Annotated in this window: 15 protein-coding genes; 12 read left to right on the plus strand and 3 right to left on the minus strand. The window is 32.9% G+C overall.

What is annotated here, in order from left to right; genetic code table 11:
• Positions 1 to 460: 460 nt before the first annotated feature.
• The 8 genes from AC1RPN_RS00675 (at position 461) to lacD (ending at position 7,362) form a co-directional block, all read left to right on the plus strand.
• Positions 461 to 1,186, plus strand: a complete 726-nt coding sequence (locus AC1RPN_RS00675) for a GntR family transcriptional regulator (protein WP_481761036.1) — start codon at positions 461 to 463, stop codon at positions 1,184 to 1,186.
• A gap of 14 nt (positions 1,187 to 1,200) precedes the next feature.
• Positions 1,201 to 1,620: a PTS galactosamine/N-acetylgalactosamine transporter subunit IIA gene (gene agaF, locus AC1RPN_RS00680; RefSeq protein WP_481761035.1), complete on the plus strand. Its 420-nt coding sequence runs from the start codon at positions 1,201 to 1,203 to the stop codon at positions 1,618 to 1,620.
• Between the two features lie 13 nt (positions 1,621 to 1,633).
• Positions 1,634 to 2,803 (plus strand): AgaS family sugar isomerase, encoded by a 1,170-nt coding sequence (locus AC1RPN_RS00685; protein WP_481761034.1) that lies wholly within the window; start codon positions 1,634 to 1,636, stop codon positions 2,801 to 2,803.
• Positions 2,804 to 2,825: 22 nt separating this feature from the next.
• Positions 2,826 to 3,314: a PTS N-acetylgalactosamine transporter subunit IIB gene (gene agaV, locus AC1RPN_RS00690; protein ID WP_481761033.1), complete on the plus strand. Its 489-nt coding sequence runs from the start codon at positions 2,826 to 2,828 to the stop codon at positions 3,312 to 3,314.
• Positions 3,315 to 3,350: 36 nt separating this feature from the next.
• Complete coding sequence (agaW, locus tag AC1RPN_RS00695; RefSeq protein ID WP_481761032.1) at positions 3,351 to 4,145, plus strand: PTS N-acetylgalactosamine transporter subunit IIC; 795 nt, start codon at positions 3,351 to 3,353, stop codon at positions 4,143 to 4,145.
• Positions 4,135 to 4,986, plus strand: a complete 852-nt coding sequence (locus AC1RPN_RS00700; protein ID WP_481761031.1) for a PTS system mannose/fructose/sorbose family transporter subunit IID — start codon at positions 4,135 to 4,137, stop codon at positions 4,984 to 4,986. The genes agaW and AC1RPN_RS00700 overlap by 11 nt, the downstream gene beginning before the upstream one ends.
• 75 nt (positions 4,987 to 5,061) lie before the next feature.
• A complete protein-coding gene (gene nagA, locus AC1RPN_RS00705; RefSeq protein ID WP_481761030.1) occupies positions 5,062 to 6,207 on the plus strand; it encodes an N-acetylglucosamine-6-phosphate deacetylase in 1,146 nt (381 codons plus the stop codon).
• Between the two features lie 171 nt (positions 6,208 to 6,378).
• The gene (gene lacD / locus AC1RPN_RS00710; protein ID WP_481761029.1) at positions 6,379 to 7,362 is read left to right on the plus strand and encodes a tagatose-bisphosphate aldolase; all 984 of its coding nucleotides are present in this window, start codon (positions 6,379 to 6,381) and stop codon (positions 7,360 to 7,362) included.
• 82 nt (positions 7,363 to 7,444) lie between these two features.
• On the opposite strand, the gene AC1RPN_RS00715 is transcribed toward lacD, so the two are convergent.
• A complete protein-coding gene (locus AC1RPN_RS00715; protein ID WP_481761028.1) occupies positions 7,445 to 8,191 on the minus strand; it encodes a MurR/RpiR family transcriptional regulator in 747 nt (248 codons plus the stop codon).
• Positions 8,192 to 8,313: 122 nt separating this feature from the next.
• On the opposite strand from AC1RPN_RS00715, the gene pfkB reads away from it, so the two are divergent.
• Together pfkB and AC1RPN_RS00725 are read left to right on the plus strand one after the other, a co-directional pair.
• The gene (gene pfkB / locus AC1RPN_RS00720) at positions 8,314 to 9,255 is read left to right on the plus strand and encodes a 1-phosphofructokinase (RefSeq protein ID WP_481761027.1); all 942 of its coding nucleotides are present in this window, start codon (positions 8,314 to 8,316) and stop codon (positions 9,253 to 9,255) included.
• Positions 9,252 to 11,180, plus strand: coding sequence for a fructose-specific PTS transporter subunit EIIC (locus AC1RPN_RS00725; RefSeq protein ID WP_481761026.1), 1,929 nt, complete (start codon positions 9,252 to 9,254; stop codon positions 11,178 to 11,180). The genes pfkB and AC1RPN_RS00725 overlap by 4 nt, the downstream gene beginning before the upstream one ends.
• Before the next feature lie 129 nt (positions 11,181 to 11,309).
• On the opposite strand, the gene AC1RPN_RS00730 is transcribed toward AC1RPN_RS00725, so the two are convergent.
• Positions 11,310 to 11,993 carry an MmcQ/YjbR family DNA-binding protein gene (locus tag AC1RPN_RS00730; protein WP_481761025.1) on the minus strand — a complete coding sequence of 228 codons (684 nt, stop codon included), beginning with the start codon at positions 11,991 to 11,993 and terminating at the stop codon, positions 11,310 to 11,312.
• A 182-nt stretch (positions 11,994 to 12,175) separates the two neighbouring features.
• Between AC1RPN_RS00730 and AC1RPN_RS00735 the strand changes: the two genes are divergently transcribed.
• The gene (locus AC1RPN_RS00735; protein WP_481761024.1) at positions 12,176 to 13,057 is read left to right on the plus strand and encodes a sulfite exporter TauE/SafE family protein; all 882 of its coding nucleotides are present in this window, start codon (positions 12,176 to 12,178) and stop codon (positions 13,055 to 13,057) included.
• Between the two features lie 77 nt (positions 13,058 to 13,134).
• Positions 13,135 to 13,461, plus strand: a complete 327-nt coding sequence (locus AC1RPN_RS00740) for a thioredoxin family protein (protein ID WP_481761023.1) — start codon at positions 13,135 to 13,137, stop codon at positions 13,459 to 13,461.
• A gap of 114 nt (positions 13,462 to 13,575) precedes the next feature.
• Here the strand turns inward: AC1RPN_RS00740 and AC1RPN_RS00745 are convergent, their stop codons facing one another.
• On the minus strand, positions 13,576 to 14,223 hold the full coding sequence (locus tag AC1RPN_RS00745) for a TetR/AcrR family transcriptional regulator (RefSeq protein ID WP_481761022.1): 648 nt from the start codon (positions 14,221 to 14,223) through the stop codon (positions 13,576 to 13,578).
• Between the last annotated feature and the right edge of the window lie 89 nt (positions 14,224 to 14,312).

The raw sequence follows: 14,312 nt of genomic DNA on the forward strand, positions 1-14,312 counted from the left end.
CATAATAGCAAAACATAAAAATAATAAACGTGAAAACGCATTCTTTTAGTTAACAACTACATTTTACTAAACTTTTACTAAAATGTAAACGTTTTATTTTAGATGTATATTATTTAGACTAAAGTAACTTTTTAGTACCCTTACGTATTTATTGTAGAAAGAATTTATATGAGTTTAGAATCTAATAAATAAAAGTTATGCTTAATTGATATAATTAGAAAGCAAGTCATATCGGTCACGATAATTTTATACAGCGAAGTAGTGTGTCGCTAATAATCTATAACTTTAAAGTGAAATATGATTACTTTAGAAGGGGGGAATTAAAAAACATGATTAATGGTAGGTACCAATGTTGAAAATACAAATGATTTAATAATAGTTAATATAAAAATAACTATTGACAAAGAGTTTTAAAAATAATATATTATGTATGTGGTAGTAACCACTTGGGGGAAAAGTAATGTTAAACGGTAATTATGAGCGTCCACTCTATGATCAATTAGTAGATACGCTAAAAGAAGAAATTGAAAAGAATCTAAAGGTGAATGATAAATTACCGTCTGAACGTGATTTATCTATTGCTTACGATATGAGTCGTACGACTGTCCGAACAGCACTAAATGAGTTAGAACTAATGGGTTATGTATATCGCCAACATGGTAAAGGAACATTTGTGTCGAATATCGCTAAAATTAAGACTGATTTAGGGGGAACGTTTAGTTTTACAGAACAAATGGTTTCCCTTGATAAAGAACCGAGTAGTAAAATAATTAGCTTTGATGTTATTAGTGCTAATGAGTTTATTGCTCAAGGTTTAAAAGTTGAAGTTGGTACCAAGGTAATTAAATTAAAACGATTAAGACTTGCATCAGATGAACCAATGATGTTAGAGAGAACTTACTTACCGTATGCTAAATTTCCCTCTTTAACTGTGGAGACATTAAATAAGCAAGCGATGTATGTCATTTTTTTAGATGATTATAACCAGATTGTAAAAACGGCTGATGAATCTTTAACAGCAGGTGTTATGGCAGGCAATGATGCAACTTTATTAAATTTTTATGAAGGTGCACCTGTTCTTAAATTAGAGCGAACGACGTATAACACAAAAAATGAAGTAATTGAATTTACGTTGAGTATTGCGAGGGGTGATAAATTTACTTATCATATTCGACACAATAAATAAGGGAGGATAATTATATGATTGGTATGGTAGTAGCTGGACATGGGAACTTTGCAACTGGAATGGGATCAAATATTGAACTTATTGCCGGACAACAAGAAAATTTTATTCTTTGTGATTTTATACAAGGAATGACCGCGGAAGATTTAAGCGGCGACTATATGAAAGCGCTTAACAAATTAAACGGCTTAGATGGAATAGTTTTCTTTACTGATATTCCTGGAGGAACACCATTTAATGAAGCAGTTAAAATAAAATTACTGCATAATAATGTAAGCGTTTTAACAGGATCGAATATACCGATGTTATTAGATATGTTATTTAACCGGGATTTGAACATGAGCGCGTTTATGGAGAAAGCACTGGATGCTGGTAAAAAAGGTATTATGCAATTTGAAACAAAAAAAAGAGTAGAAATAGATGATAATGGCATCTAAAGGAGAGCTTAATATGTTTGAGAAGAATGAAAAAGAGTTGGAAATAATGGGCGCAAATATTACAACAGGTGAAATTAAACAACAACCTGAACTTTGGACTGAGGCATTTAATAATTTTAGTGAAAAGTCAGACGAAATAAAGACATTTTTAAAATCAGTTAAATCTACCTCGAACGGGTTGATTCGGGTCATTTTTACAGGAGCAGGAACATCCGCTTATGTTGGTGATACTGTAACACCATACTTAAGTAACCACGGGGATCGTGCAAATTATCAGTTTGAAAGTATTCCAACAACCGATATCGTATCTGCACCATATGATTATTTAGTACCAGATGCTACGACTATTTTAGTTTCGTTTGCTAGGAGTGGTAATAGTCCTGAAAGTGTTGCCGCTGTTGAAATTTCAAGAAAAATAATTAAAAATTTATATCAAATTACAATTACTTGTGCTCCGGAAGGGAAACTTGCTGTTGGTACAAAAGATGACGAACGTAATTTGTTATTGATGATGCCTGCGCTGTCTAATGATAAGGGATTTGCAATGACTGGATCATACAGTTGTATGTCACTCTCAGCGTTATTAATTTTTGATACAACACGTAAGGATATTAAAGAAAAATATGTTGAGACTATTATTGCAATGGGTCATGAAGTGATTAAACGTGAAGCTGAAATAAAAGCTGTTATTGATATGGAATTTGATCGGGTTGTCTATCTTGGGTCCGGAAGTTTATCGGGATTAACAAGAGAGGCACAGTTGAAAATTCTTGAACTAACGGCAGGTAAGCTAACAACAATGTTTGATTCTTCAATGGGGTTCCGACATGGACCTAAATCGTTCGTCAACGAGAAAACATTAGTTTTTGTATTTGTTAACAATCAAGAATATACACGTCAATACGATATTGATATTTTAGAAGAAGTGAGTGGAGATAAAATTGCCGCTAAAGTAATTGGGATTGATATTGAGGGACAGAATAACTTTAGTGGTGATCGTTTCACATTTGAATCAGGAGATGCCCTTTTACCAGAAGGATATCTGGCTCTTGCTGATGTTATGTATGCGCAAACTATTTCATTATTAAGTTCAGTAAAAGTGGGAAACACACCAGATACACCTTCACCAAGCGGTACCGTAAATCGTGTAGTTAAAGGTGTAACTTTACATGCCTATAAATAAAAATTTCAAGGAGGAATTTATTATGACAACACCAAACATTTTACTTGCAAGAATTGATAACAGACTTGTTCATGGACAGGTTGGTATGACATGGGTTAATACGATTGACGCTAATCTAGTTGTAGTTGCGAATGATGAGGTTTCTAAAGATGATGTACAGCAAAGTTTAATGGAGATGGTTATTCCTGAAACTGTTGGAATCCGCTTTTTCGATATTAAAAAAACGATTCGTATTATTGGTAAAGCCTCGGATAAACAAAAAATATTATTAGTTGTTCGTACGCCAGAAGACATGGCTAAAATTATTGAAGGAGGTGTCCCAATTAAGAAAGTAAATATTGGTAATTTACATTTTTCAGAAGGGAAGAAACAATTATCGGCAACTATCTCAGTCGATGATACCGATGTTCAAGCATTCAATAAAATGCATGATTTGGGTGTTGAACTAGAGGTTCAAGGTATTCCGAATGAAAAGGCATCAGATATGATGCGCTTACTGAAAGAATATTAAAAACGTAAATATAATAATAAAAAGGAGGAAATTTATATGTTAGTACAAGCGTTATTAATTGGACTATGGGCTGGTATTGCCGGTATCGATATGTATAGTGGTTTAACACATATTCATAGACCAATCGTTACTGGTGCAGTAGTTGGTCTAATATTAGGAGATTTTCAAACCGGCTTAATTGTTGGTGGTACATTAGAATTAGTTTGGGCTGGAATGGTTCCACTTGCTGGAGCACAGCCACCTAATGTTGTTATTGGTGGAATTATGGGAACCGCATTTGCAATTATTGCTCATCAAACACCAACATTAGCAGTTGGTATTGCCGTACCATTTGCAGTTGCCGTACAAGGTTTAGTTACATTACTATTTACAGCTTACTCACCAGTTATGCATAAAATGGATGAATACGCGATGGAAGGTAATGATAAGAAAATTGATCGATTGAACTACATGGGTCCGCTAATCTTGTTTGTTTTCTACTTCATTATGGCGTTCTTACCAATCTTCCTCGGTGCAAGTAAAGCGCAAGGAATGGTTGAAGCCGTTCCTGCATGGATCTTAACAGGATTAAGTACGGCCGGTGGTATTATGCCAGCTGTTGGATTTGCCATGTTGTTAAAAATTATGTGGAAGACAGCGTACGCACCATTCTTCGCAATTGGATTTGTTGTTGCAGCATATGGTAACTTACCAATCTTAGGAGTCGCAATCATTGGTATTTCAATCGCTGCTTATGATTTCTTTATTGGTGGAGCAAAATCTGATAATGGTGGAAAAAAAGTAGCAACCGTAACAGTTAATGAAGAGGAGGACTATAGTGATGGCATCTAAAAAGAAATTTGATCGCAATGATGTTGTGATCCCAGATACTTATAACGATCCTACTGTTGAAAAGGTAATTACAAAAAAAGATTTAAACAAAATGGTTTGGCGTTCACTACTTTTACAGGCTTCATTTAATTATGAACGTATGCAAGGTGGTGGGTGGACTTATAGTTTAATTCCTGGATTGAAAAAAATTCATAAAGATAAAGAAGATTTCTCATATGCAATGCTTGATCATTTACAATTTTTTAATACACATCCATTTTTAGTAACATTTGTTCAAGGTGTTATTTTAGCAATGGAAGAAAATAAAGAAAATAGATCAACTATTCGTGGTATCAAAGTAGCAATGATGGGACCTTTAGGTGGTATTGGGGATGCGATGTTCTGGTTAACGTTGCTACCTATTACAGCCGGAGTTGGGGTTTCATTATCAATGAATGGAAATCCACTTGGACCGATCTTATTCCTTGTTGTCTTTAATGCAGTGCATTTTGGGTTACTATTCTGGTTAATGAATTATGGGTATAGAACTGGTACTCGTGCTATTTCGAGTATGAAGGAAAATACAAAAAAAATATCACGTGCTGCGTCGATAGTTGGATTAACTGTTGTTGGAGCCTTGGTTGCAACATACGTTAACTTTAAATTTGGTGTTGTGATTCATGCTGGGAAAATTGATATTGATTTACAAAAAGGTGTTATTGATAAAGTGATGCCGGCATTATTACCGCTTCTTTATACATTCTTCTGTTACTGGATGTTGAAAAAAGGTAAATCTCCATTGATGTTGATTGGGCTCACAGTAGTTGTTGGCTTAGTAGGTGCATTCTTCAAGTTATTCTAGAAGAGGCCTGCGGAACTAGACTATGGATAATGGGCTAGTTTCTTTTTAACAAAAATAATATAGGAGGCATTACTGGTGGAAATATATTATATTCATGCAGATAAGTTTTTCTTGAAAAACACGGTTGAAAATGAAGGGTACTTGGCAATTATTGATGGTAAATTTGGTGATTATCAACAAGAAAAACCTGATGGTGATATCAAAGAATATACGGGTAAATGGATTGCACCAGGGCTTGTAGATACACATGTCCATGGTTTAAAGGGATATGATGTGATGGATAACGATTTTGAGGGCGCAAAAATGATGTCTGAAGGTTTATTAGAATGTGGCGTTACTTCATTTCTGCCGACAACATTGACGGCAGCTCCAGAAACGTTGAACGAAGTTATTTCTGACTTTGGTAAGCGTCATGGTGAAGTACGTGGTGCAAAAATACAGGGTATCTTTTTTGAGGGTCCATTTTTTACTGAAAAACACAAAGGTGCGCAAAATCCTAAATACTTTTTAGATCCAAGTATAGATATTTTTGAGCATTGGCAAAAATTAGCGCATGGACTTATTCGAAAAATTGCGATTGCACCTGAGCGAAAGGGTGTTAAAGAATTTACTGAGGCCTTAACTAAACAAGGGGTCAAAGTAGCATTGGGGCATAGTGATGCTACGTTTGATCAAGCTAAATCTGCAGTAGAATCTGGTGCATCTATTTTCGTTCATACGTATAACGGAATGAGCCCACTTAATCATAGAGAGCCAGGGATGGTTGGCGCAGCAATGTCATTAAGTAGTGTCTATGATGAACTAATTTGTGATGGTCAACATGTTAATCCGGCATCTGCTAAAATTTTAATTAACGTTAAAGGAGCAGACCACATTGTATTAGTAACTGATTGTATGCGTGCTGGTGCAATGCCTGATGGAAATTATACATTAGGTGAGTTCCCAGTTGTTGTTAAAGATGGCGCCGCAAGGTTAGAGTCAGGAAGTTTAGCTGGTAGTGTCTTAAAATTAATGGAAGCAGTTAAAAATGTTGTTGATTGGAATATTTCTACTCCTGAAGAAGCAATCCAAATGGCTAGTTATGTGCCCGCTAGAAGCGTTGGAATTGATGATAAGTGCGGAAGTATTGCGGCAGGTAGAGATGCTGACTTCATTGTTTTAGATCATGATTTAAATTTTGAGGAAACATATTTAAATGGTACTTTAAAATATAAAAAATGATATTAACTGATTCTTTATTAAGAGCTAGTCGGAGTAAACGGTATTTATGATTGTTAAGTTATTTTTAATTGGTATGTAAAAAATGAAATTTTAAAAACCTTTTCATATTCTTCAAAGATAGAATTATAAGTGGATGAGAGAAGTAAAAAAATAATAAAGGACGGAATAAAAATGACACCAAATAAATTGGCAGGACTTAAAGCACTTTCAAATGAAAAAGGCGTAATTGCAGCATTAGCAATTGATCAACGAGGATCTTTAAAAAAAATGTTGGCAGCAGCAGCAAATAAGCCAGCAAATGAAGAAGATATCGTTGAATTTAAAAAAGTAATTTCATCAGAATTAACACCATACGCTTCAGCAATATTACTTGATCCAGAATATGGTCTTCCAGCAGCAAAGGTCCGTAATGCAAGTACTGGATTACTAGTTGCATACGAAAAAACGGGTTATGATGTTACTACCCCAGGTCGCTTACCTGACTTATTACCAGATTGGTCAGTTCGTCGTCTTAAAGAAGAGGGCGCTGACGCTATTAAATTCTTACTTTATTATGATATAGACGAAAATGCTGAGATTAATAATATGAAACATGCATATATGGAGCGTCTTGGTTCAGAATGTGCTGCAGAAGATATGCCATTATTTTTAGAATTGGTTTCTTATGATGCAACTAATGACGATGTTAAAGGTTCAGAGTATGCTAAAGTAAAACCTCATAAAGTTATTGAAATGATGAAAGAATTTTCTAAACCTGAATATAAAGTAGATGTACTTAAAGTAGAAGTGCCAGTCAATATGGATTATGTGGAAGGGTTTAACGACGATAATGAGGTGGTATATTCTAAGACAGAAGCATTAGATATATTTAAAGAACAAAGTGATGCAACCAAATTACCATTTATTTTCTTAAGTGGTGGTGTATCGGCACAATTATTCCAAGATACTTTAGTATTTGCTCATGAAGCAAAATCAACATTTAATGGTGTACTTTGTGGACGTGCAACATGGAGCAAAGGTATCGAACCATTTGCTAAAGATGGTGAAGAAAAAGGTAAAGAATGGATGAACACAGTTGGTAAAAAGAATATTGAAGATTTAAATGTCGTTCTTGAAAGTACTGCTACATCGTGGTTTGATAAGGTATTAAAATAGTAAAATAAAGAGGCTAAACGTCATGTTTAGCCTCTTTATTTTTAATGATTTAGTAATGAAAAAAAGTAGAAGTGAAATAAATTTATTTGCTAGCTTTCTTTGTTCGAATTGCATAAGAATCTAAAAGTATACGGCTCATTACCTGTAATGGTAAACGAGATTTAACTTCAAATTCAGGGAAATATGAAATTTCAGATTTAAATCCGATAAACACGGAATCTGAATATTTAATAAGTGGACTTAATTTGTTGGTTGTTAATACAATAATATCGGCTCCATTTTTATACGTATTTTTAGCACCTTCAAGGAGTTCTGCAGTAGTTCCGTTCAATGAAATAATAATTAAAATATTATTATATGTAATCCTGTGACTAATTTGTTTAATAATATTGGGATCCGTAAAACTGACACAATTTTTATTTAATAATTCAAATTTTGTTAGCATTTCAATTGCAATTAATTCAGAAAAACCCCTTGAGAAAATGTATATTTTTTTTGAACGTTTAATTTTTTGAACTGTTTTTTCTATGGTATTAACGTCAAGCATACGTAGTGTGTTATTAAGTTCATGTTCATTCTTCATAATGACTTGTTGGATATCGTGATCCATATTCTGAATATTCTTATATTTTTTTTCTTTTTCTTTAGTAATTATAGATTGTTTAAAATCCATATAACCGCTGTAGCCTTTTTTTTTGAGCGTTCGTACGACTGTAGCGGTTGATACATGAGCTAAATCGCTAAGGTTGGTTATTGTTAATATCGGAATATCTTCTAGGTTATCTTGAATGACTTGCCAAAGAATCTTTTCGGAGTTACTAAGAGACATTACTGGTCACCTCACCTTGATTGTTTGTTTATTTTCAATTGTAGCATACAAAATCATATATTGAAAACCTTTTCATTTCTGTCAGATGTAGTATTGGTAGGTAGAAGAAAGGGGTAAAAATTATGATATATACATGTACATTGAATCCAGCTATTGATCTTTTTATCCAAACCGATGAAATGAAAAAAAATATTGTTAATAGAACGGAAAATTATGAAATACAAGCGAATGGTAAAGGAGTTAATGTTAGTTTTATTCTAAAAAAGAAAGGCGTAGAAAGTACTGCTATTGGAGTTGGTGGAGGATTTACTAATGCGTATATTGAGTCTGAGTTGGCAAGGTGCAATATAAAAACTGATTTTGTACATATCGATGCTAATACACGAATTAATGTTTTTACAAGAGTAATTCAGCAAGATACGGAGTATAAATTAGTAAATAAAGGTCCACATGTTAGTGATGATGAAATAAATCAGTTCATGGATAAGATTCAAAATTTAGATGAAAAGGATACATTAGTTGTATCTGGTAGTTTATCTGACGGAATCTCTGAAGAAATTTTAATTAGTATCGCAAAGCAGGCGCAGGAAAAAGGATATAAGCTAGTTTTGGATACTAGTTATCAAACCGTACTGGATACATTGAAATATAATCCTTATATTTTAAAACCAAATGATGAAGAATTAATGAGTTGGTTTGGCGTAGAACATAAACTATCTCAACATGAATTGATAACTTATTCAAAAGAATTAATTAAATTGGGTGCACAAAATATTTTATTATCATTGGGTGGCGGTGGTGCAATGTTTATAAATAAAGAGGTTGTGTTATATGGAACTGTCCCTAAAGGAACCGTTGTTAACACGGCTGGGGCCGGCGACACCATGTTGGGAACTTTTTTAGCAGGGGTAGCGATAGGGGACAAAAAAATAGAAGAAGTATTTAGAGAAAGTATAGCAGCCGCGAGTTCAACGGCATTTTCAAAAGGGTTAACAGATTTTTCGAATGTAAAAGAGCTGACTAAGCAGGTAAAAATATCTAATATTAAGGAGGAATTAAGATGACAAAATATAAAATAATTGCAGCTACTGGATGTCCAACAGGAATTGCGCATACATACATGGCGCAAGAGGCCTTAGAACAAGCCGCTAAAAAAAGAGGTATATCAATTAAAGTTGAAACTCATGGTCAAAGTGGTATAGAAAATGCGTTTTCACAACAAGAAATTGATGATGCTGATGGTGTAATAATTGCGTCAGATAAAGATGTAGATATTGATCGATTCGATGGTAAAAAAATGATAAATGTGTCAGTTACGAAAGGTATGAAAGAGGCAGATGTATTAATTGATCAAATATTGACAGATGATAATTTACCTACCTATCATCGAAAAGGAGCAAAAATTTCATCGAATGAAGAAACAGTAAATTTATCTGGCTCATTTTGGCACAAAATGTATGTGTACGTGATGAATGGAGTGTCACATATGTTACCAATAGTAGTTGCTGGGGGAGTGTTAACAGCCGTATCATTTTTTTGGGGAATTAATTCAGCAGACATAAAAAGCCCTCAATATAACGATATAGCACATTTATTGAACACTATTGGCGGATTTGCAATGAATCTTATGGTTCCAATTCTATGTGCCTATATAGCTGAGGCTATTGGTAAAAGACCTGGATTGATAGTTGGATTTGTAACGGGAATGATAGCATATACAAATGGAACGGGATTTTTAGGTGGAATAATTGGTGGATTTTTAGCAGGGTATACGATTTTAATATTACAGTTCTTATTAAAAAAACTACCTAAATCATTAGATGGACTGAAAGCCATTTTTATTTTACCTGTAATTGGAGTATTTTTATCAGGCTCTATTATTTGGTATCTATCAGTTCCAATGGCAACAATTAATGAAGGAATGATGACGTTTTTAAAGGGTTTAGAAAATTCAAGTCCCATTCTATTAGGATTAGTTGTTGGAATTATGTGTGCTTCAGATATGGGTGGGCCAATTAATAAAGCAGCATATTTAACCGGAACAGCTCTTTTAGCACAGGGAAATTATTTCTTTATGGCAGGAGTTTCTGCAGCGTGTATTGCGCCACCATTGGCAACAGGGTTTGCTGTACTGTTCAACAAAAAAGCATACTCAGATAAAGAGCGCAGCGCAGGTTACGTTAACTTTTTATTAGGATCAACTCATATTACAGAAGGTGCAATTCCATTTGCGGCAAAGAATCCGCTACTAAATATTCCTGCATTTATGGTTGGTTCTTCGATTGCTGCGATTTTAACCTATGTAACTAGAATTAGTGTACCGGCTCCACATGGTGGATTTATTGTATTACCGTTAGTGAATAAACCATTACTGTGGGTATTATGGATTATTATTGGATCACTTGTATCTGCTGTCTTACTAGCCGCTATTGCTGGTCGCCAAGCTAAAAAAAATAATAGTTTAGTGATGAATGTAGGTAGTAATACCAACTTTGAACAAGAGCAAGATAATGATATAAAAATGAATGAAAATGAATTCGATAATATATTGAAAAGAAAAAACATTGAATTGAACGTAGCCGTTTCTGATAAAGAAGAACTCTTACATTTTTTAGCAAATTTTGCTAAAAAATTAGGATATACGAATAATGAAAGTTATATTTTAAATAAGTATAAGATTCGTGAGTCTGAGGGAACGACAGGGATGGAAAAAGGCATTGCGATACCTCATGCACAGGATGAATCGATTAATAAATCAGCAATGCTAATTGTTAAATTACGTGAGCCTATTGAATGGGAAACATTTGATAATCAGCCAGTAGATACAGTTATCTCATTTCTAATTCCAGAAAAAGATGATGGAAAGCATTTACAGTATTTATCAAATACATCGAAATTACTTGTCCATGACTCATTTGTGGAAGAATTAAAAAAATCGAATACAGTTGATGATATATACAACCTATTTAAAGAAAATATTAATAAGTAGATAAAATTGAGCTACAAAGCTACGTATATACTAAAAAAGTACAAGTGTTTAATGATAAGCGAAAATTCATTCTAAGTAAACAAGTTCAAATTTTGTTGACTATTAGAATGGATTTTTTTAGTTCGCCTTTTATTTAGCTAGTCCATAGCTAGTATCAATATAAGAATAAACAGTGTCTAAATTATTTTGGCCATTTAATAAAATTGAAACCCAGTGTTTTTTATTCATATGGTACCCTGGAAAAATTTGATTTTTGTCTATTTTATTGATGAGCAGGTCAGGATCCATTCGAATATTAAGTATTTCAACTAATTTCTCGGAATCCAAGCCTATTTTAGTTGCTGGAATTTTCATTAAAGCGGCATACCATTTTTTAGAATCTGATCGACGTAAAACAGCGTCATTTGGAAACTGTTTCCAGAGGAATTCTAGATTGGTCTGATAATGTTCTTGTACATAATTAATGATAGATTGTGAATCAGCAGTTTGGAATACTGGAGTAGTTTCAAAACAACTAGCAACAATTAAATCCAGTTGTTCAATCACTGATTTTCTGATTGAACTGACAAATGATCCTGTTGCAGACTGATTTTTATAAAGTGTATATTCTTCTTTAGTTAGAGCATCAATAATAGTAGTATTAATTTTTTCAGAGGGGGAAATTGAGACGGTTAGTATAAATTGATTATTAAGAATTGAAACTTGATAATTATAGATTTCTTCTGCTGTTTTTGTAAAACCATATGGAATCAATGAATCTACCTTTAGTTTCAAATGACTAAATGAATTATAAGCAAAAAAGTCTGTTAGCATAGTGCATCTCCTTTTATAAATTATATAAACAATTAACAGTAGCATACCTTATATTTCTAATTTTAGACTTTAAAGGACTAATTATATAGTATAAAATAGAAAAATTAATATAGACTATTTTATCTAGGAATAAATTGAGTTAAACTGTACTATTATGATTCATTTAACTAGGAGATTTAATCATGCAAAAGACGTTGATTGCGGCAATTATTGTTATTAATTTTATATTTATCTGTTATTTTATGCGTGATTTAATGAGACATAAATCAGACTTCATGAAAGAACCGGCCAGTTCAGTATGGACACCAATATCGCAGATTGTTATTTTTTTCTTTTCTACTTTTGGAATTTCAGATTTTGCCATATCAACAGCAATATACCAGAAAGCTAATTGGGTTTCTATGAAAAAATTACCAGGTACGTTAAATGCGCAAGATGTTATTCCAATATTTGTCATGTCGCTGGCGTATATTACAAGTATCAATGTTGGTACTAAGACGTTACTAGTCTGTATTATTTGCCAAGTGCTGGGTGCTTATATTGGTCCGAGATTTGTTGTTAGATTACCTGAAAATAGTATTAGATCATTTGTTATCGTTGGATTACTTGTTGCAACCGCGTTAATCATCGCTGGTAAATTAGGCCTAATCACTGCTAGTGGGACCGCTACCGAACTATTTGGCTGGAAATTAGTTGTAACAGGATTTTTATTATTTATTTATGGCGCATTAAATAATATTGGAATAGGCTCATTTTCATTAACAATGGCAACTGTCTATGCGATGGGAATGGATCCGATTGCTGCATTTCCAATTATGATGGGGGGATGTGCATTTTCTTTACCAATAGGAAGTATGCAATTTATAAAACTCAATCAATATTCTAGAAAAATAACCTTATTTTCTGTTTTTGGTATTATAGGTGTTTTAGTTGCGGTACTTTTAGTTAAGAATATTAATACAAGTGTGATTCAATGGATTGTTATTGTAGTATTATTGTATTCTGCATACAGCCTATATATAGGTAATAAAGAAGCTAAACTAATCAGAGATAAAAATAAATAAGCAAGCATATTTTAATTGAAAATGGCTAATCTGATATATACTTATAAAAAGTAAGCATATTAGTGGAGGTAGCAAAAATGAAAAGTATAGAAAAAGAAACAACGGTAAGTGAATTAATGGATAAAATTAAAGATGGAAAGTATATCCTATTTTTTTCTGCAACATGGTGCCCAGATTGTGCTTTTATTAAACCTGAAATGCCTAATATTGAATCAGAATATACTGAATACACATTCTTAGCTGTCGATCGAGATGAAAATATGGACTTAGCTGTTGAGTTAAGTGTCTTCGGTATTCCAAGTTTTATTGCATATGAAAATGGTAAAGAAACAGGACGTTTAGTTAATAAAAATCGTAAAACGAAACAAGAAGTAGAAACATTTATTAATAGTATTCCTGCGTAATTAAAAAGATTAGTTAGTATGAATAATCTGCTTTGAATTAAAAATACCCATCGAGTAAACAAGGTTTTACAGTAACTTGTTTACTCGATGGGTATTTTTAATTATTTATTTTTATCAAACACTAAGTGCGTTTATCAGAGCATCTGCTGAATGTTCAATACTTTCTTTTGTTAACGATTGATCAAAAAGAAGATAACCAAGTACAATACCACCTATAGTTGACCAAATAACCTTAAGAATTTCGAGATTATCCCAACTGACAATTAGTTTTTTTTCTTTTAGTGTATCAATAGTTGAATTGAGTGCCGTCCAGTATGGGGCGGGAATATTTTCTAATAACTGTTTAACAACCGATTTATCATAAAGTAGTTCAGAAATGAAAATTTTAAGAACTTTAGCATTTTCTTGCAAAAAAATAATTCTATTTTTTAACAAAGGACGAATTAATGAATCCAAAGTTAAATTTGAATGATCAATGGACTCGTCTAATAAGTCGTGCATTGCAGAAGGTAAGATGGATTTAATGACAGGGGCAATAATGGCGTTAAGTAAGCCTTGTTTATTGTTATATTTACTAAAAATATTACCTTCAGCCACGCCAGCTTTTTTTGCAATTTCTTTTGTACTTGTATTTGCATAGCCTTTTTCTGAGAATAATTCAATTGCGGCGATTAAAATTTGTTTTTGTTTATCTGTTATATCTCTAAATAAATCCGAGTTGGCATATAATTTTAATTCAGAATTTTTAATAATATTCACCATCCTATTTATAGCCCTATTATGACACAATTGATAGCGATGACAAAAGACAAACTTATTATTTTGATAGTTTATATTTAAAAGTTAGGGTT

The organism is Dellaglioa sp. CoH-57-MRSF-20 (assembly GCF_056781955.1).

What these genes read in the sequence shown, in the direction of transcription:
- agaF (WP_481761035.1), top strand. Translation starts at nt 1,201, where the DNA reads ATGATTGGTATGGTAGTAGCTGGACATGGGAACTTTGCAACTGGAATG.
- AC1RPN_RS00725 (WP_481761026.1), top strand. Translation starts at nt 9,252, where the DNA reads ATGACAAAATATAAAATAATTGCAGCTACTGGATGTCCAACAGGAATT.
- AC1RPN_RS00740 (WP_481761023.1), top strand. Translation starts at nt 13,135, where the DNA reads ATGAAAAGTATAGAAAAAGAAACAACGGTAAGTGAATTAATGGATAAA.
- lacD (WP_481761029.1), top strand. Translation starts at nt 6,379, where the DNA reads ATGACACCAAATAAATTGGCAGGACTTAAAGCACTTTCAAATGAAAAA.
- AC1RPN_RS00730 (WP_481761025.1), bottom strand. Translation starts at nt 11,993, where the DNA reads ATGCTAACAGACTTTTTTGCTTATAATTCATTTAGTCATTTGAAACTA.
- AC1RPN_RS00700 (WP_481761031.1), top strand. Translation starts at nt 4,135, where the DNA reads ATGGCATCTAAAAAGAAATTTGATCGCAATGATGTTGTGATCCCAGAT.
- AC1RPN_RS00675 (WP_481761036.1), top strand. Translation starts at nt 461, where the DNA reads ATGTTAAACGGTAATTATGAGCGTCCACTCTATGATCAATTAGTAGAT.
- agaW (WP_481761032.1), top strand. Translation starts at nt 3,351, where the DNA reads ATGTTAGTACAAGCGTTATTAATTGGACTATGGGCTGGTATTGCCGGT.
- AC1RPN_RS00735 (WP_481761024.1), top strand. Translation starts at nt 12,176, where the DNA reads ATGCAAAAGACGTTGATTGCGGCAATTATTGTTATTAATTTTATATTT.
- agaV (WP_481761033.1), top strand. Translation starts at nt 2,826, where the DNA reads ATGACAACACCAAACATTTTACTTGCAAGAATTGATAACAGACTTGTT.
- pfkB (WP_481761027.1), top strand. Translation starts at nt 8,314, where the DNA reads ATGATATATACATGTACATTGAATCCAGCTATTGATCTTTTTATCCAA.
- AC1RPN_RS00685 (WP_481761034.1), top strand. Translation starts at nt 1,634, where the DNA reads ATGTTTGAGAAGAATGAAAAAGAGTTGGAAATAATGGGCGCAAATATT.
- AC1RPN_RS00745 (WP_481761022.1), bottom strand. Translation starts at nt 14,223, where the DNA reads ATGGTGAATATTATTAAAAATTCTGAATTAAAATTATATGCCAACTCG.
- AC1RPN_RS00715 (WP_481761028.1), bottom strand. Translation starts at nt 8,191, where the DNA reads ATGTCTCTTAGTAACTCCGAAAAGATTCTTTGGCAAGTCATTCAAGAT.